At 66.3% G+C, this 16,719-nt stretch carries 14 protein-coding genes; 5 read left to right on the top strand and 9 right to left on the bottom strand.

The window, feature by feature from the left end; translation table 11 throughout:
- Positions 1-11: 11 nt before the first annotated feature.
- Entirely contained in the window at positions 12-521 is a 510-nt protein-coding gene (locus tag JJB99_RS33045; protein ID WP_200496292.1) for a DUF1465 family protein, read from the top strand.
- 177 nt (positions 522-698) lie between these two features.
- Here JJB99_RS33045 and rpmE read toward each other — a convergent pair whose 3' ends face one another.
- Entirely contained in the window at positions 699-926 is a 228-nt protein-coding gene (gene rpmE / locus JJB99_RS33040; protein WP_200496291.1) for a 50S ribosomal protein L31, read from the bottom strand.
- A 201-nt stretch (positions 927-1,127) separates the two neighbouring features.
- On the opposite strand from rpmE, the gene JJB99_RS33035 reads away from it, so the two are divergent.
- Positions 1,128-2,954: an ABC transporter ATP-binding protein/permease gene (locus JJB99_RS33035; RefSeq protein WP_200496290.1), complete on the top strand. Its 1,827-nt coding sequence runs from the start codon at positions 1,128-1,130 to the stop codon at positions 2,952-2,954.
- Positions 2,955-3,107: 153 nt separating this feature from the next.
- On the opposite strand, the gene JJB99_RS33030 is transcribed toward JJB99_RS33035, so the two are convergent.
- The 3 genes from JJB99_RS33030 to JJB99_RS33020 form a co-directional block, all read right to left on the bottom strand.
- Entirely contained in the window at positions 3,108-3,557 is a 450-nt protein-coding gene (locus tag JJB99_RS33030) for a GNAT family N-acetyltransferase (RefSeq protein ID WP_200496289.1), read from the bottom strand.
- Positions 3,557-4,585 carry a peptidoglycan -binding protein gene (locus JJB99_RS33025; protein WP_200496288.1) on the bottom strand — a complete coding sequence of 343 codons (1,029 nt, stop codon included), beginning with the start codon at positions 4,583-4,585 and terminating at the stop codon, positions 3,557-3,559. The genes JJB99_RS33030 and JJB99_RS33025 overlap by 1 nt, the downstream gene beginning before the upstream one ends.
- A gap of 144 nt (positions 4,586-4,729) precedes the next feature.
- Positions 4,730-5,749: a flagellar motor protein MotA gene (locus tag JJB99_RS33020; protein WP_200496287.1), complete on the bottom strand. Its 1,020-nt coding sequence runs from the start codon at positions 5,747-5,749 to the stop codon at positions 4,730-4,732.
- Between the two features lie 174 nt (positions 5,750-5,923).
- Between JJB99_RS33020 and JJB99_RS33015 the strand changes: the two genes are divergently transcribed.
- The 3 genes from JJB99_RS33015 to JJB99_RS33005 all read left to right on the top strand — a co-directional run bounded on the left by JJB99_RS33015 (position 5,924) and on the right by JJB99_RS33005 (position 11,530).
- Positions 5,924-6,943, top strand: a complete 1,020-nt coding sequence (locus tag JJB99_RS33015; protein WP_200496286.1) for an SAM-dependent methyltransferase — start codon at positions 5,924-5,926, stop codon at positions 6,941-6,943.
- 231 nt (positions 6,944-7,174) lie between these two features.
- Positions 7,175-8,368: an efflux RND transporter periplasmic adaptor subunit gene (locus JJB99_RS33010; RefSeq protein ID WP_200496285.1), complete on the top strand. Its 1,194-nt coding sequence runs from the start codon at positions 7,175-7,177 to the stop codon at positions 8,366-8,368.
- A 6-nt stretch (positions 8,369-8,374) separates the two neighbouring features.
- A complete protein-coding gene (locus JJB99_RS33005) occupies positions 8,375-11,530 on the top strand; it encodes a multidrug efflux RND transporter permease subunit (protein WP_200496284.1) in 3,156 nt (1,051 codons plus the stop codon).
- Positions 11,531-11,666: 136 nt separating this feature from the next.
- Here JJB99_RS33005 and JJB99_RS33000 read toward each other — a convergent pair whose 3' ends face one another.
- The 5 genes from JJB99_RS33000 to fba all read right to left on the bottom strand — a co-directional run bounded on the left by JJB99_RS33000 (position 11,667) and on the right by fba (position 16,718).
- Entirely contained in the window at positions 11,667-12,458 is a 792-nt protein-coding gene (locus JJB99_RS33000) for an inositol monophosphatase family protein (protein ID WP_200496283.1), read from the bottom strand.
- A 99-nt stretch (positions 12,459-12,557) separates the two neighbouring features.
- Positions 12,558-13,640, bottom strand: a complete 1,083-nt coding sequence (locus JJB99_RS32995) for a tetratricopeptide repeat protein (protein WP_200496282.1) — start codon at positions 13,638-13,640, stop codon at positions 12,558-12,560.
- A gap of 8 nt (positions 13,641-13,648) precedes the next feature.
- Complete coding sequence (locus JJB99_RS32990) at positions 13,649-14,338, bottom strand: thiamine phosphate synthase (protein WP_200496281.1); 690 nt, start codon at positions 14,336-14,338, stop codon at positions 13,649-13,651.
- Between the two features lie 3 nt (positions 14,339-14,341).
- Positions 14,342-15,367 (bottom strand): class I fructose-bisphosphate aldolase, encoded by a 1,026-nt coding sequence (locus tag JJB99_RS32985; RefSeq protein ID WP_200496280.1) that lies wholly within the window; start codon positions 15,365-15,367, stop codon positions 14,342-14,344.
- Between the two features lie 283 nt (positions 15,368-15,650).
- Positions 15,651-16,718, bottom strand: a complete 1,068-nt coding sequence (fba, locus tag JJB99_RS32980; RefSeq protein ID WP_200496279.1) for a class II fructose-bisphosphate aldolase — start codon at positions 16,716-16,718, stop codon at positions 15,651-15,653.
- Position 16,719 lies beyond the last annotated feature (1 nt).

Here is a 16,719-nt window from a genome sequence, read left to right as displayed (position 1 = left end):
GGGCGTTAACCATGGAACGTTTGCAGGCCGACGGCGCTCTCGTTCAACTCAGCGAGCGGTTCACCAATTCTGCGGCCTTCGGCGCCCTGTTCCGCGAGGGCATGGACCTCGTCGAAGAGACCGCCGCCTATCTCGACGGCGCCGGCCGCAGCGAGGCCAAGGCGCTCGACCGTGCCGTCAGCCTCACCTATGCGACCGAGAGCATGCGCCTCACCACCCGCCTGATGCAGCTCGCCTCTTGGCTGCTGCTCCACCGCGCGGTGAAGGAAGGCGAGATGACGCTGGTCCAGGCCAATCGCGAGAAGACCAAGGTCAAGCTCACTGCCGCCGATCCCGGCCCCGCCGATACCATCGAGAAGCTGCCGGCCCAGCTCCAGGACCTGATCCACCGCTCGATGAGCCTGCAGACCCGCGTCCGCCGTCTCGACACCACCATCCACATGCCGCCGGCCGAACTCCCCGCGATCGGCAACCCGCTGGTGCCGCATCTCAACGCGCTGAAGGCCGCGTTCGAGCGGTAAGGCTTCTCGCTGTCATTGCGGGGCGCGCGAAGCGCGAACTATGGCGCGCACTTGCGCACCAGAGAATCTCCAGGTTCCGGATTCGATGCTTCGCATCGCTCCGGAACGACAGTTGCACAAACAAAAACGCCCCCGGCTCTCCGGGGGCGTTTTTCGTCTCCAGCCTTGCGGGCCGGATCAATCCTTTTTGAGGAAGCCCGAAAACTTCTTCTGGAAGCGCGAGACGCGGCCGCCGCGGTCCATGATCTGGGCATTGCCGCCGGTCCAGGCCGGGTGCGACTTCGGGTCGATGTCGAGGTTCAGCGTGTCGCCTTCCTTGCCCCAGGTGGAGCGGGTCAGGTACTCGGTTCCGTCGGTCATGACGACCTTAATCGTATGATAATTCGGATGAATGTCGGCTTTCATGGCAAATTCCTCGGCGCCCGCGCCTATCGCTAGAGTGATGATCGATGACGGATTTGGGCGGCTCTATACCCCACAGTCCCCCCTAAAACAAGCCATTGTAGGGACTTGAGAACCGGGCCGTCACTTAAGTGACATCCCGGATTTGCCACTCCTCCCGCGCCGGCCTATGTGGAGCGGACGTCTCCCTTTTGGTCGGATCTTATGAGCGCAGTTGAACGGCTTGAAACCGGGCCCGCGGAAGCCCCGTCGATCGAAGCCGACCTGATCGAGCAGCCCGCCAAGGGCCGCGCCAGGCTGCGGCCGCTGCTGGCGCTCGCGCCCTATGTGGCCCGCTATCGCGGCCGGGCGGCGCTGGCTTTCGTGGCGCTGACGATCGCGGCGCTGACCACGCTGCTGGTGCCGGTCGCGGTGCGCCGGATGATCGATTTCGGCCTGACGCCCGAAGGCATCGCGCTGATCAACAGCTACTTCTCGGTGATGATCGCGGTTGTCGCCGTGCTCGCGCTGGCCAGCGCTGCGCGCTACTACCTCGTGATGACGATCGGCGAGCGGATCGTCGCCGACCTCAGGCGGGACGTCTTCGCGCATCTTTTGTCGCTCTCGCCAGCCTTCTTCGATTCCGCGCGCAGCGGAGAGTTGGTGTCGCGGCTCACCGCCGACACCACCCAGATCAAATCCGCGGTCGGCGCCTCCGTCTCGATCGCGCTGCGCAATCTGATGATGTTCTTTGGTGCCGCGGCGATGATGGTGATCACCAGTCCGCGCCTCTCCGGCTTCGTGCTGCTCGCCATACCGCTGATCGTGCTGCCGCTGGTGGCCTTCGGGCGCTGGGTGCGGCGTCTGTCGCGCAACGCGCAGGATACGCTGGCCGACGCCTCGGCCTATGCCGGCGAGCTGGTCGGCGCGATCCGCACCGTGCAGGCCTATACCAGCGAGGAGCTGGCCGCGACGCGTTTCGGCGGCGAGGTCGAGCAGGCCTATGAAGCCGCGCGCACCTCGACGCAGGCGCGCGCCGTGCTGACCGCCATCATCATCTTCATCGTGTTCGCCAGCGTAGTCGCGATCCTCTGGATCGGCTCGCATGACGTCTTGACCGGCGCGATCACGCCAGGCCGGCTCGGCCAGTTCGTGCTCTATGCGGCGTTCGCCGCCGCGGGCCTCGGCCAGCTCAGCGAGGTCTGGGGCGAGGTGTCGGCCGCCTCCGGCGCTGCCGAGCGCCTGTTCGAGATCCTGCACGTGCAGCCCGAGATCGCAGCGCCCGCATCGCCGCGCGCGCTGCCAGTCCCGGCCCGCGGCGAGGTCGGCTTCGACCGCGTCAGCTTCGCCTATCCCGCGCGCCCCGACGTCAACGTGCTCGACGCTGTCTCGTTCGCCATCCGCCCCGGCGAGAAGGTTGCGATCGTCGGCCCGTCCGGCGCCGGCAAGAGCACGATCTTTCACCTGCTGCTGCGGTTCTATGATCCGCGCAGCGGCGTGATCTCGCTCGATGGCGTGCCGGTCAAGGCCGCCGACCCGCGCGATTTCCGCGCCCGCATCGCGCTGGTGCCGCAGGAGTCGAACGTGTTCGCCGCGAGTGCCCGCGAGAACATCCACTTCGGCCGGCCCGATGCGAGCGATGCCGAGGTTGAGCGTGCCGCCGAGCTCGCGCATGCCGCCGAATTCATCCGCCGCCTGCCCGAAGGTTTCGAGACCCCGCTCGGCGAGCGCGGCGTGACGCTCTCAGGCGGCCAGCGCCAGCGCATCGCGATCGCCCGCGCCATCCTGCGCGACGCGCCGCTGCTGCTGCTCGATGAAGCCACCTCTGCGCTCGACGCCGAAAGCGAGACGCTGGTGCAGACCGCGCTGGAAGAGCTGATGCGCCATCGCACCACGCTGGTCATCGCGCACCGCCTCGCCACCGTTTTGTCCTGCGACCGCATTCTGGTGATGGATCAGGGCAGGATCGTCGAGCAGGGCACGCATGCCGAGCTTGTGGCCGCGAACGGGCTTTATGCGCGGCTGGCGAGATTGCAGTTCGAGGGGGCGTGAGGCCCGCTTGTTTTCCCACAACAGGCGTCATCACCCGCAAAAGCGGGTGATCCAGTATTCCAGAGGCGATGGTGGGATACGGAGAAGCCGCGGCGTACTGGATGTCCGCCTTCGCGGCGCATGACAGCGGAGAGTGGAGGCGGCAGCAAATCCCTACGGCTTCCATTCCATCTTCAGCACCGGCCGTCCCGACGTCGGATTCACATCGTCGCCGGCATGCGCAAAGCCGTTGCGTTCGTAGAAGCGGATGGCGCGGGCATTGTCCTTGTTGACGAGCAGGGTGATGTGTGATGGCGACAGCCGCTTGGCTTCATTCACCAGCAGCCGCGCTGCATCCGAGCCCCAATGATCCGGATCGACCACGAGCTGGTCGAGATAGCCGTCGTCGTCGATCGTGACGAAGCCGGTCAGCGCGCCGTCCTGTTCGGCAACGACGATCTGGGCCTTGGGCACCAGATCCCTGCGCCAGCGCTCGCGCCACCATGCGAGCCGTGCGGCGAAGTCGATCTGCGGATAGGCCTGCTGCCATGTGCGATGCCAGAGGTCGATCGCGGCCCCTTCGTCCTCGGGCCGGTAGGGGCGAAGGTGGAGGACGCCGCTCACTACCGCTCCGTCAGCTTCAGCTCGATGCGGCGATTGCGCTTGTACGCCTCTTCGGTGTTGCCGGTGTCGAGCGGCTGGAATTCGCCGAAGCCGGCGGCGACGAGACGCTGGGCGGGGACGCCGAGCGAGATCAGGTACTGCACCACCGAGATCGCGCGCGCCGCGGACAGGTCCCAGTTCGACTTGAAGTTCGGGCCGTTGACCGGGCGCACATCGGTGTGGCCGTCGACGCGCAGCACCCAGGGAATCTCGCTCGGGATCTTCTTGTCGAGGTCGATCAGCGCGGCCGCCAGCGTGTCGAGCTCGGCGCGGCCCTCGGGCAGAAGCGTTGCTTGTCCGGTGTCGAAGAACACTTCGGACTGGAACACGAAGCGGTCGCCGACGATGCGGATGTCGGGGCGATTACCCAGGATGGCGCGCAGGCGGCCGAAGAACTCCGAGCGGTAGCGCGACAATTCCTGCACGCGCTGCGCCAGCGCGACGTTCAGGCGGGAGCCGAGATCGGCGATGCGGTTCTGCGATTCCTTGTCGCGCTTCTCGGATGCATCGAGCGCCTCTTCCAGCGCCGCCAGTTGCCGCCGCAGCGCGCTGATCTGCTGGTTCAGCACCTCGATCTGCGCCAGCGCCCGTGCCGAGACCGCCTTTTCTGAGTCCAGCGCCTTGCCGAGCTCGGCGGTCTTGCCCTGCGCGTCATTGCCGGCATTGGCGAGGCCTTCATAGAGGCCCTTCATGCGGTCGCGCTCGGACTCCGCCGAAGCGAGGCCCGCCTTCAGTTGCGAGACCTGGTCGTCGAGCGAGAGCTTGCCGAGCTTCTCCAGCGAGAGCAACTCGTTGAGCTGCGCGATCTTGGCGTTGAGCTGCTCCAGCGCCTTGTCCTTGCCCGTCACCTCCTGCGACAGGAAGAACTGCACGACGAGGAAGACCGAGAGCAGGAACACGATCGACAGCACCAGCGTCGACAGCGCGTCGACGAAGCCGGGCCAGTAGTTGAAGGCGCCTTCGCTGCGGCGGCCGCGCGCTAGAGCCATTTACGTCTCCGTCCTTTCGTGTCCCGGACGCGCCGCAGCGTGCAACGCTGCTGCGCAGAGCCGGGACCCATTCCTGGTTTCCCTGGGCCCCGGCTCAGCGACGCATCATTTCATGCTGCGTCGCGTCCGGGGCACGATGCCGTCTCAACTCTTCTCCGGCTGGCGCGCGATGCGCTCCAGGAGGCGGCGGATCTCGCGGTTCTGCTCGCCCTGGCCGTCAGCCCATTCGCGGATCATCTGCTGCTCGGTGCGCATGTGCGAGACCAGCGCCTGGATCGCCTCGGCAAGGCTCGCCATCGCCGCGGTGGTGCCGCGGCTGGCGCTGCCTTCCTCCAGCACGGAGCGCAGACGCTCGACGACGGCCTGAAGCTCGCCGCTGGCAACGCCGCCGCCTGTGGCGGCCACGGCGACGTCGCCGCTGCCATATTCGCGCACGGTGGTGGCGAGCCAGTCTTCGAGGTCGGTGTAGAAGCGGTTCTGGGCCTGGCTCGATTGCAGATCGAGGAAGCCGAGGATCAGCGAGCCGGCGAGGCCGAACAGCGAACTCGAGAACGAGATGCCCATGCCGCCGAGCGGGGCGGCGAGGCCCTCCTTCAGCGTGTCGAACAGCGCGCCGGAATCGCCGCCGACCTTGAGCCCATCGATCACCTTGCCGACCGAGCCGACCGTCTCGATCAGGCCCCAGAAGGTGCCGAGCAGGCCAAGGAAGACGAGCAGCCCGGTCATGTAGCGGGAGATGTCGCGGGCCTCGTCCAGGCGGGTCGCGATCGAATCGAGCAAATGCCGCATGGTGGTCTGGGTGATCGTCATCCGCCCGGATCGCTCGCCGCCGAGGATGGCGGCCATCGGCGCCAGCAGCTTGGGGTGCCGGGACGGGGCGAGGCCGGGATCGGCGATGCGGAAATTGTTGACCCAGGACACTTCCGGATAGAGCCGGATCACCTGGCGGAAGGCCAGGATGATGCCGATGAACAGCACGCCGCCGATCAGGGCATTGAGTCCGGGATTGGCGAAGAAGGCCTGGATGATCTGCTTGTAGAGCACGACGCCCACCAGCGCGCACAGCACCAGGAAAACCAGCATCCGCACCAGGAAGACGCTGGGCGAGGACAGCTTTGTATACTCGATATCCATGGGGGAGCGGGGCGAGGCGCCAGACGGCATGGCCGGTGTCATCCATTACGAAAGCTTGGTTGCGGTGCGCACTATGGCACAGCGCCAGCCCAAAAAAAGCGCCGGATGCGCCGATTTCGGGGCTGGGCCGCGGAACCCAACATCGAAACCGGACTTTCTTTCCATGGCCGCCCAAGGAAAAACCGGCAAGGGGGGAGGGCACGCATGAGCGTCATGTCCGCGATCATCGGGACTGCCGAACGCGTGCCGCTGCCTGACGTCGTGATCCGCGCCGCGATCCAGCGCCTCTGCTCGCGCACGGCGGCGCGCCTGTCCGCGCTTGGGGCCGCGGACGATGCCGCCTTCGCCGGACGGATGATGCTGCGGCCGATCTCTGAGGTAGCGGATGCCGGCCATGACGAGGTGCCCGCGTCTTTCTTCGCGCAGGTGCTCGGCCCCAACCTCAAATATTCGTCCTGCTTCTACAAGACCGATGCGACCACCTTGCGGGAGGCCGAGGAGGAGGCGCTGCGCCAGTCGGTCGAGCATGCCGGCATCGCCGATGGCCAGACCATTCTCGAGCTCGGCTGCGGCTGGGGCTCGCTGTCGCTGTGGATGGCGCGGCAGTTTCCGCATGCGAACATCACGGCGGTGTCGAACTCGCAAGGCCAGCGCGCCTATGTCGAGGAGCAGGCGCGGCTGCGCGGCTTGCCGAACCTGCGCGTGATAACCGCGGACATGAATGCATTCGCACCCGACGGCCAGTTCGACCGCATCGTCTCGATCGAGATGTTCGAGCAGATCATGAACTGGCGCAAGCTGATGACGCGCCTGCGGTCGTGGCTCGCGCCCGAGGGGCGCTTCTTCATGCACATCGTCACCCATCGCTGCGGCTCGCATCTGTGCGACCGGACCGATCGCGACGACTGGATCGCGCAGCACATCTTCACCGAAGGGATGATGCCGAGCCATCACCTCGTCAGGCAGTTCGACGGCATCTTCGCGGTCGAGAAGGAATGGTGCTGGAGCGGCACGCACTATCAGCGCACGGCGAACGACTGGCTCGCCAATTTCGACGCCCATCGCGACGCGATCGAGGCGAGTCTGCAAAGGATCTATGGCGAGGAGACCGCACTCTGGATGCGCCGCTGGCGCTGGTTCCTGCTCGCCACCTCGGGCCTGTTCGGCTATGCCGGCGGCACCGAATGGGGCGTCAGCCAGTACCGGATGAAGGCTGCAGAGTAGTTGCGATGTTCCGTCGCAGCAACGATGCGATGGAACCCGACTCACAATCCGGTGAGCCTGAAAAGCGCACTGAACTCAGCGCCCTAGGCACTGTGACATTGAGCCGCCCACGCTGTGCGTTGCGCCGCAGCAAGTCCCCTCTATGTTGGCGGCATCATCGGCGCGGAATGGTTCAGAACGGGCGTTGCGCGGCGCGTGATCAGTTTCAACAATTCTGGGGCATCCCACTTCATGTCAGGACTTCGCGCGCGATCGGCATGCGTTGCAATGATGCTCGCGGCCTTTGCGCCGCTGCTTGTTGCTTGCGAGGAATCCAGCTCCGCCGTGTCCGCGGTGCAGGCTCCCGAACCCGACGTCAGCATCGTCATCGTGAAGCCGCAGGCGCGCGCCGTGGTGCGCGAGCTGCCGGGCCGCATCGCGCCGACCCGCGTCTCCGACGTGCGGCCGCGTGTCTCCGGCATCGTGGTCGAGCGCCTGTTCCGCCAGGGCAGCGAGGTGAAGGCGGGCGATCCGCTCTACCGCATCGATCCGCGTCCGTTCGAGGTCGAGGTGATGGCCAATGAGGCCGCGCTCGCCAAGGCCGAGGCCGCGCTGATGCAGGCAAGGCAGCAGGCGCGTCGTATCGCCACGCTGACCAGCCAGCGCGCCGCGCCCGAAGCCGAGAACGAGAAGGCGATCGCGGCCGAACGCCAGGCCCATGCCGAAGTCGAAGGCCGCAAGGCGGAACTCGCACGCGCAAAACTCAATCTCGACTATGCCACCGTGCGCGCGCCAATCGACGGCGTGGTCGGTGCCGCCCTCGTCAGCGAGGGTGCGCTCGCGGTGCAGAACGAGACCAATCTTGCCACCATCCAGCAGCTCGATCCGATCTATGCCGACTTCACCCAGTCGGCGACTGAGCTCAACCAACTCCGCCGCTCCTTCGAGAGCGGCGACCTCGAGCGCATCGCGGCCGATGCGGCCAAGGTGCGCCTCGTGCTCGACGACAACACGCTTTATTCGCTCGACGGCAAGCTGCTGTTCTCCGATGCCAAGGTCGACGCCCATACCGGCCAGGTGACCTTGCGCGGCGAGTTCCCCAATCCCAGGCGCGAGCTGCTGCCAGGCATGTATGTCCGCGTCCGCATCGACCAGGGCCTCGATAGCGACGCCATCGCGGTGCCGCAGCAGGCGATCCAGCGCAATGGCGGCGGCGGCAGCGAGGTGTTCGTCGTCAAGGACGACAACCACATTGCCGTGCAGCCGGTGCGCACAGGATCGGTGCAGGACGGTGTCTGGTTCGTCACCGAGGGCCTGAAGGCCGGCGACAAGGTCGTGGTCGAAGGCTTCCAGAAGTTCGCCGCCGGCGACAAGGTCAAGCCGCAATCCTGGTCGGAGGCGGATGCGACGGCGGACAACCGGCACGCCCAGAAGCTCACGCGGTAAGCCGCCATGCCGAGTTTCTTCATCGACAGGCCGATCTTCGCCTGGGTGGTTGCGCTGTTCATCTGCCTGATCGGCGCGATTGCGGTGCCGCTGCTGCCGATCGCGCAATATCCGATCATTGCGCCGCCCTCGATCTCGATCTCGACCAGCTATCCCGGCGCCTCGCCGGAAAACCTCTACAACAGCGTCACGCGGCTGATCGAGGAGGAGCTCAACGGCGCCTCCGGCATCCTCAATTTCGAATCGACCAGCGACTCGCTCGGCCAGGTCGAGATCATCGCCAACTTCCAGCCGGGCACCGATACCAGCGCCGCCTCCGTCGAGGTGCAGAACCGCATCAAGCGCGTCGAGGCGCGCCTGCCCCGCGCAGTGATCCAGCAGGGCATTCTGATTGAGGAGGCGTCCAGCGCGGTGCTCCAGATCATCACGCTGAACTCGACCGACGGCAGCCTCGACGAGGTCGGTCTCGGCGACTTCATGATCCGCAACGTGCTCGGCGAAATCCGCCGCATTCCCGGCGTCGGCCGCGCCACGCTCTATTCGACCGAGCGTAGTCTGCGCGTCTGGGTCGATCCCGCCAGGCTGGTCGGCTATGGCCTGACCGCCGACGACGTCAACAAGGCGATATCAGCGCAAAACGCGCAGGTCGCCTCCGGCAGCATCGGTGCCGAGCCGTCGACCGCGACGCAGCGCACCTCCGCGCTGGTGCTGGTCAAGGGCCAGCTCTCGTCCCCTGATGAATTCGGCGCCATCATCCTGCGCGCCAACGCCGACGGCTCGACCGTGCGCCTGCGCGACATCGCGCGCATCGAGGTCGGCGGCCTCAGCTACCAGTTCAACACCCGCCTGAACGGCAAGCCGACCGCCGGCCTCTCCGTGCTGATGTCGCCGACCGGCAATGCGCTGGCGACCGCGAGCGCGGTCGAGGCGAAGATGAAGGAGCTGTCGCGCTTCTTCCCGGCCAACATCTCCTACGAGATCCCCTACAACATCACGCCTGTGGTCGAGGCCTCGATCAGGAAGGTGCTCTCGACGCTGGTCGAGGCCGTGGTGCTGGTGTTCGTGGTGATGTTCCTGTTCCTCCAGAACATCCGCTACACCATCATCCCGACCATCGTGGTGCCGGTGGCGCTCCTGGGCGCCTGCACCACGCTGCTGCTCGCCGGCTACTCCATCAACATGCTCTCGATGTTCGGCATGGTGCTCGCGGTCGGCATCCTCGTCGACGACGCCATCGTCGTGGTCGAGAACGTCGAGCGCATCATGAGCGAGGAGGGCCTGCCGCCGAAGGAGGCGACGCGCAAGGCAATGTCGCAGATCTCCGGCGCCATCATCGGCATCACCCTGGTGCTGATGGCGGTGTTCGTGCCCATGGCATTCTTCCCCGGCTCGGTCGGCATCATCTACCGCCAGTTCTCGGTGACCATGGTCGCCGCGATCGGCTTCTCCGCCTTCCTCGCGCTGTCGCTGACGCCGGCGCTGTGCGCGACCTTGCTCAATCCCGTCGCGGCCGGTCACGGCCATGCGAGGCGCGGCGTGTTCGGCTGGTTCAACCGCGTGCTCGAAGGCGGCAAGGAGGGCTATTCGCGCACCGTCGGCTTCTCGCTGAAGCGGACCGGCCGCCTGATGCTGGTCTATGCCGCGCTGCTGGTCGGTCTGTCCTGGGCGTTCGTCAATCTGCCCGGCGGCTTCCTGCCCGTCGACGACCAGGGCTTCGTCACCACCGACGTGCAGACTCCGTCGGATTCGTCCTATCCGCGGACAGAGGCCGTGATCGAGAAGGTCGAGAAGTATCTCGCCGAACGTCCTGGCGTGAAGGATGTCACCTTCCTCACCGGCTTCAGCTTCTCCGGCCAGGGCATGAACACCGCGCAGGCCTTTATCACGCTGAAGGATTGGTCGGAGCGCGGGCCGAAGGATTCCGCCGCCGCGATCGTCAATGACATCAACCGCGATCTGGGATCCTCGATCCGCGACGCCAAGATCTCCGCGCTGCAGCCGCCGCCGATCGACAATCTCGGCAACTCGTCGGGGTTCTCGTTCCGCCTCCAGGATCGCGGTCAGAAGGGCTATCAGCAATTGATGCGCGCCGCCGACCAGTTGATCGCGGAGGCCAATGCCAGCCCCGTGCTCCAGAAGGTCTATATCGAAGGCCTGCCCGAGGCGGGCGTGGTCAACCTCATGATCGACCGCGAAAAGGCCGGCGCGTTCGGCGTCACCTTCGAGGACATCAACAACACGATCTCGACCAATCTCGGCTCGAACTACATCAACGATTTCCCGAACCGCGGCCGCATGCAGCGCGTGGTGGTGCAGGCAGATAGCCGCGACCGCATGCGGACCGAGGACATCCTCAACTACAACGTCAAGAACAGCCACGGCCAGCTGGTGCCGTTCTCCTCCTTCGCAAGCGTCGAATGGGCGCGCGGCCCGACGCAGATCGCCGGCTTCAACTATTATCCGGCGGTGCGCATCTCCGGCGAAGCAAAACCCGGCTTCACCTCGGGCGATGCCATCGCCGAGATGGAGCGGCTCGCCGGCAAATTGCCGCGCGGCTTCGGCTATGAATGGACCGGCCAGTCGCTCCAGGAGAAGCTGTCGGGCTCGCAGGCGCCGTTCCTGCTGGCGCTGTCGGTGTTCGTGGTGTTCCTGTGCCTGGCCGCACTCTACGAGAGCTGGACCATTCCGCTCGCAGTGCTGCTCACCGTGCCGCTCGGCATCGTCGGTGCGGTGGTCGCCGCACAGCTGCGCGGCCTGCCCAACGACGTCTATTTCACCGTCGGCCTGATCACCATCATCGGCCTCGCGGCCAAGGACGCGATCCTGATCATCGAGTTCGCCAAGGATTTGCGCAAGGAAGGCAAGCCGCTGGTGGACGCCACCATCGAGGCCTGTCGCCTGCGCTTCCGCCCGATCCTCATGACCGGCCTTGCCTTCATCTGCGGCGTGCTCCCCATGGCAGTCGCCCACGGCGCCGGCGGCGCCAGCCAGCAAGCGCTCGGCACCGTCGTGATGGGCGGCATGATCGCCGTGGTGATCCTGGCGCTCTTGATGGTGCCGGTGTTCTTCGTCTCGGTGCAGCGCGTGCTGGCGGGGGACCGGGAGAAGGTGGCGGCGAAGGAGGGCGAGGCGTACGGACCGCCGGCGCCGGCGAGGCCATAAGGCACACTGTCATGCCCGCGAAGGCGGGGCATCCAGTACGCCGCGGCCTATCCATCTATCACAACCGTCTCGGCGTACTGGATCGCCCGGTCAAGCCGGGCGATGACGGCGGAGTGTGGCGCGTAATCTCTCCGCGCTACGCAGCCTTCCGCAAAATCTTCACCAGCTCCCCGTGCACGAACTCGTTGCCGCACACGACATGCCCGGTGACCAGCGCATCACCCGGCGTGTTGATATCGCTGATCGTCCCGCCGGCTTCCCGCACCATGATCTGTCCTGCCGCGATGTCCCAGGGTTGCAGGTCGCGTTCCCAATAGCCGTCGAGGCGGCCGGCGGCGACGAAGGCCAAATCGAGCGAGGCGGCGCCGAAGCGGCGCAGGCCCGCGACGCGGTCCTGGATCGCAGTCATCTCGCGGCGGAATTCCTCGTGGTCGCCGCGGCCGATATGCGGCAGGCCGCACGCCACCACGCATTCGTTCAGCTGGCGGCGGCCGGCGACGCGCAGGCGCTGGTCGTTGAGGAAGGCGCCCTTGCCGCGCTCGGCGATGTAGAGCTCGTCATTGGCGGGATTGTAGATCACGCCGGCGATCACCATGCCCTCGCGGGCGAGGCCGATCGAGATCGCGAATTGCGGGATGCCGTGCAGGAAGTTGGTGGTGCCGTCGAGCGGATCGACGATCCAGGTGTGGCTCTTGTCGCTGCCCTCGCGGTTGCCGCCTTCCTCGCCGATGAAGCCGTAGCCGGGCCGGGCCTTGGCGAGGTCCTGATAGAGGATCTCCTCGGCGCGCTTGTCGGCGAGCGAGACGAAATTCGCCGGCCCCTTCAGCGAGACCTGGAGATGCTCGATCTCGCCGAGATCGCGCTTGAGGCTGCGGCCGGCGCGGCGCGCAGCCTTGACCATGACATTGATAGTGGCGGAGTACAGCATGAGCTTTCGGTCTGGATCGGAGGGGAGGGGCGCAAAATCGCGCCATTTGAGGGGATGGGGTGCCCCGTGAGGCGCTTGACGTCAAGTCATTGGGTCAAGTCATTTGGTGCCGAGCCACTTTTTGGCGGCGGCCTCGGCCTTGGCCCGGTCCTCGGCCGACAGATCCGACAATTGCTTGTCGAGCTCCGGATCGCCCTTGCCACCGGTCTTCGCCACCAGATGCCATTTGAAACCCTCAACCTTGTCGACGGGCGCGCCCATGCCGTTGATCAGCACCCAGGCGAGGCGGTTCTGCGCGATCGCGCTGCCCTGGCGGGAGGCCTTGCGGAGCAACGCGACAGCGGCCGGCTGGTTCTTCGGCGTGCCGGTGCCGTTGAACATGGCGATGGCATATTCGACCTCGGCGTCGACATTGTCGGCGAGCGAGGCGGCCTGGAGCAGCCGCACCGCGCGTTCCGGATCCTTGGGCACGCCGGTGCCTTCCTTGTAGAACGTTGCGAGCGCGTATTGCGCCTCGGGCAGGCCGGCGTCGGCGGCCTGGCGCAGCAGCTCGGCGGATCGCTTGACGTCCTGCGGCAGGGTCTGGCCGTCGAGATAAAGCAGCGCGAGATTATAGGCGGCCTTGGGCTCGCCGAGCTTGGCAGCGGAGGCCATCAGCTTCACCGCCTCGCCCTTGTCGACCGGACCGCCGCGCCCGGACATGCGCAGCATGGCGAGCGCGAACATCGCCTCGCGGTCGCCGGCGTCCGCGGCGCGCTTGTACCATTCCAGCGCCTTGGCGTAGTCGCGGCGGATGCCCATGGCGTTGGAATAGAGCTCGCCGAGCATGGTCATTGCCTTGGGATCGCCGGCTTGTGCGCGGGCGGTGGCGAGATCGAACGCGATCTTGTACTGGCCGCGCTGATAGGCGCCGAACACCAGATCGACGCCGGGTGTATCGGCCGGCGGTGCGGGGATCACGGTCGCGGGCAGTGCCGGCTTCGGCGAAGCGGCCGGCTTGGGCGAGGCCGAAGGTTTGGGCGCCGGCGCCGCCTCCTTCTTCTTGGCGGCCGGTGGCGGCTTGGGCTTGTGCTTCTCCGCGGGCGCGCTCGGGACTGTCGCCGGCGGCGTGATCTGGAGCTGTGCGGCCGCGGGCGCTGTGAGCAGCAGCGTGGCCAGAATGGTAATGCGCGGGAGTTTCATGTCGGGCGCTAGCCGTGCTCGCTGCCCGCAGGATTCTGGCCCGCAAGCGCCGCCGCATGAGCCTTCTTGATCGCGGCGTCAGCCTCGACCAACGCGGCCTTGGGCCCGCGCGGATCGGCCCAGATGAAGTCGCCAACCAGCACGAAATCGGCGCCGCTGGCGGCGAAGTCGTGGGCTTCCTCCAGCGACGTGGCGAAACCGACGCAGGGCGGCTCGAACAGCTCGGCCCACCAGTCGAGCCGCTCGGCGATGGCTTGCGACGAGGGCCGCTGTCCTTTCGCGTCGGGCTCGCCGAACAGCACGTAGTCGGCGCCTATCTCGCCCGCGCTCATGGAATCGTGGCGCGTGGCGAGCCCGCCGACACCCGCGATGCGATCGGGCTTGAGCGAGGCCGCGGCCTCTTCGAGCGCGGCAAGGCCGGTGAGATGCGCCCCGTCGGCGCCGCCGCGCGCGACCAGCTCGGCATGGCCGTCGATCAGCAGCGCGGCGCCCGCCTTCTGCACCGGCGGCGCCAAGGCTTTGATGCGCGTGATCATGCTGCGCTGGTCGGTCTGCTTCAGCCGCAGCAGCACGGCCGCCACATCGGCGGCGCCGAGCAGGCCTGGCAGCTCGGCGACCAGCGCAGCGGGATCATCGACAACAGGCGTCGCGAGGTAGAGACGCGGCGCCGGGCGCGGCGGAGGCGGTTTGTTCGACAAGATCTAGGCTGCCTTCTTTTCCAGGCTGCTTTGCCATTCGCCTTTGGACGCGAGACCGTTCATGCGGGCGCGATGGCTGAACGCGGCTTGACCGGCTGCGATGTTCTCGGCCTTGCCCGACCAGGCCTTCTGCGGCGCGGCTTGCAGCGCGCGGCCGTAGGAGAAAGTCAGGCCCCACGGTAGCCTGCCGAGCTTGTGCATGGCGTTGAGATGCGCGGTCGCCTCTTCGTCCGACTGGCCGCCGGAGAGGAAGGCGATGCCGGGCACCGCCGCGGGCACGCAGGCCTTCAGCAGCCGGATCGTCTTCTCCGCGACCTCCTCGACGGAGGCCTGCTTCGCGCATTTCTTGCCCGAGATCGCCATGTTCGGCTTCAGCACCATGCCTTCGAGCGCGACGCGCTGCACGCGCAATTCCTGGAACGTCTTGTTGAGCACGCGGCTCGTCACCTCATAGCAGCGATCGATGTCGTGGTCGCCGTCCATCAACACCTCGGGCTCGACGATCGGCACGATCTGCGCGGCCTGGCACAGCGCGGCATAGCGCGCCAGCGCATGGGCGTTGACGCTGATCGCGGTCATCGAGGGAATCCCGCTGCCGATATCGATCACCGCGCGCCATTTGGCGAAGCGTGCGCCGCGCTCGTAATATTTCTTCAGCCGCTCGGCGAGCTTGTCGAGCCCGACGGTGACGAGCTCACCCGGGCACATCGGCAGCGCCTGCGTGCCCTCGTCGACCTTGATGCCGGGGATGGCGCCGCTCTCCTCGATCAGCTTGACCAGCGGCGTGCCGTCCGCGGCCGCCTGCCAGATCGTCTCGTCATAGAGGATCACGCCGGAGATGTACTGGCTCATGGCCTCCTTCGACCGGAACAGCATCTCGCGATAGTCGCGGCGGTTGGTTTCGGTCGATTCCACGCCGATCGCGTCGAAACGTTTCTTGATGGTGCCGGAGGATTCGTCGGCGGCAAGGATGCCCTTGCCTGATACGACCATGGCGGTGGCGATCCTGTTGAGCTCAGTCAGATTCATCGAGAGGTCCTCCCAAAACGATTCTGCCCTTGCCCGGGAAAATAGACCGTTCTCGGGCAATTGCCGAGTTTAACGTTCGTCGCAGGGTAAGGGGGGAGGTCTTGTTTACCTCTCCCCGCCTGCGGGGAGAGGTCGGATCGCCCCCGGCGATGCGAAGCATCGTCCGGCGCGATCCGGGTGAGGGGGTACAGGTCCATCTATAGGACATAACTCGCGGAGAGAGCCCCTCACCCCTCCCTCTCCCCCGGAGAGGGAGGGATGGATCACGCCATCTCGCGATCCGCTACGCCACCTTCGGGTCGAGCTCGCCCTTGGCGTAGCGCTTGGCCATCTCGGCGGTGGTCAGCACCTTCTTGATCTTGGAGGCCTGCCCCGCGGTGTTGAACTCCTGGAGCCGCTGCTTGCACAGTCTGGTCATGGCTTCCATCGCCGGCTTCAGGTACTTGCGCGGGTCGAACTCTTCCGGGTTGTCCTTGAGGACCTTGCGGATCTGGCCGGTCATCGCCATGCGGTTGTCGGTGTCGATGTTGATCTTGCGCACGCCGTTCTTGATGCCGCGCTGGATCTCGGCGACAGGCACGCCCCAGGTCGGCTTCATCTTGCCGCCATTGGCGTTGATGATCTCCTGCAGCTCCTGCGGCACCGAGGAGGAGCCGTGCATGACGAGATGGGTGTTGGGCAGCTTGCGGTGGATCTCCTCGATCACGTTCATGGCGAGGATGTCGCCGTCCGGCTTGCGGGTGAATTTGTAAGCACCATGCGACGTCCCCATCGCGATCGCGAGCGCGTCGACCTTGGTCTCCTGGACGAATTTTACGGCCTCGTCGGGATTGGTCAGGAGCTGGTCGTGGCTGAGCTTGCCCTCGGCGCCATGGCCGTCTTCCTTGTCGCCCATGCCGGTCTCGAGCGAGCCGAGCACGCCGAGTTCGCCTTCGACCGAGATGCCGCCGAGATGGGCCATGTCGGTCACAGTCTTGGTCACGCCGACATTGTAGCCCCAGTCGCCGGGGGTCTTGCCGTCGGCTTTGAGCGAGCCGTCCATCATCACCGAGGTGAAGCCGGCCTGGATCGCGGTCATGCAGGTCGCGGGCTCGTTGCCGTGGTCGAGATGCACGCAGACCGGGATGTGCGGATAGATCTCGGTCACCGCGTCCATCATGTGCTTGAGCATGACGTCGTTGGCGTAGGAGCGCGCGCCGCGCGAGGCCTGGATGATGACGGGCGCATCGACCTGGTTGGCGGCGTCCATGATCGCCAGCGCCTGCTCCATGTTGTTGATGTTGAAGGCCGGTACGCCGTAATCGTTCTCAGCCGCATGGTCGAGCAATTGACGCAACGTGATCCGAGCCATC

The organism is Bradyrhizobium diazoefficiens, from assembly GCF_016616235.1.
Classification (GTDB): Bacteria; Pseudomonadota; Alphaproteobacteria; order Rhizobiales; family Xanthobacteraceae; genus Bradyrhizobium; species Bradyrhizobium diazoefficiens_H.
The sequence above is the reverse complement of the archived record's forward strand: the minus strand, read 5'-3'. Positions and strand labels throughout refer to the sequence as shown.

Bases quoted from the DNA above. Each gene is read 5' to 3' on its own strand.
- rpmE (WP_200496291.1), bottom strand. From the start codon at position 926: ATGAAAGCCGACATTCATCCGAATTATCATACGATTAAGGTCGTCATG.
- JJB99_RS33010 (WP_200496285.1), top strand. From the start codon at position 7,175: ATGTCAGGACTTCGCGCGCGATCGGCATGCGTTGCAATGATGCTCGCG.
- JJB99_RS33045 (WP_200496292.1), top strand. From the start codon at position 12: ATGGAACGTTTGCAGGCCGACGGCGCTCTCGTTCAACTCAGCGAGCGG.
- JJB99_RS33025 (WP_200496288.1), bottom strand. From the start codon at position 4,585: ATGGCTCTAGCGCGCGGCCGCCGCAGCGAAGGCGCCTTCAACTACTGG.
- JJB99_RS32995 (WP_200496282.1), bottom strand. From the start codon at position 13,640: ATGAAACTCCCGCGCATTACCATTCTGGCCACGCTGCTGCTCACAGCG.
- JJB99_RS33020 (WP_200496287.1), bottom strand. From the start codon at position 5,749: ATGCCGTCTGGCGCCTCGCCCCGCTCCCCCATGGATATCGAGTATACA.
- JJB99_RS32985 (WP_200496280.1), bottom strand. From the start codon at position 15,367: ATGAATCTGACTGAGCTCAACAGGATCGCCACCGCCATGGTCGTATCA.
- JJB99_RS33005 (WP_200496284.1), top strand. From the start codon at position 8,375: ATGCCGAGTTTCTTCATCGACAGGCCGATCTTCGCCTGGGTGGTTGCG.
- fba (WP_200496279.1), bottom strand. From the start codon at position 16,718: ATGGCTCGGATCACGTTGCGTCAATTGCTCGACCATGCGGCTGAGAAC.
- JJB99_RS33035 (WP_200496290.1), top strand. From the start codon at position 1,128: ATGAGCGCAGTTGAACGGCTTGAAACCGGGCCCGCGGAAGCCCCGTCG.
- JJB99_RS33000 (WP_200496283.1), bottom strand. From the start codon at position 12,458: ATGCTGTACTCCGCCACTATCAATGTCATGGTCAAGGCTGCGCGCCGC.
- JJB99_RS33015 (WP_200496286.1), top strand. From the start codon at position 5,924: ATGAGCGTCATGTCCGCGATCATCGGGACTGCCGAACGCGTGCCGCTG.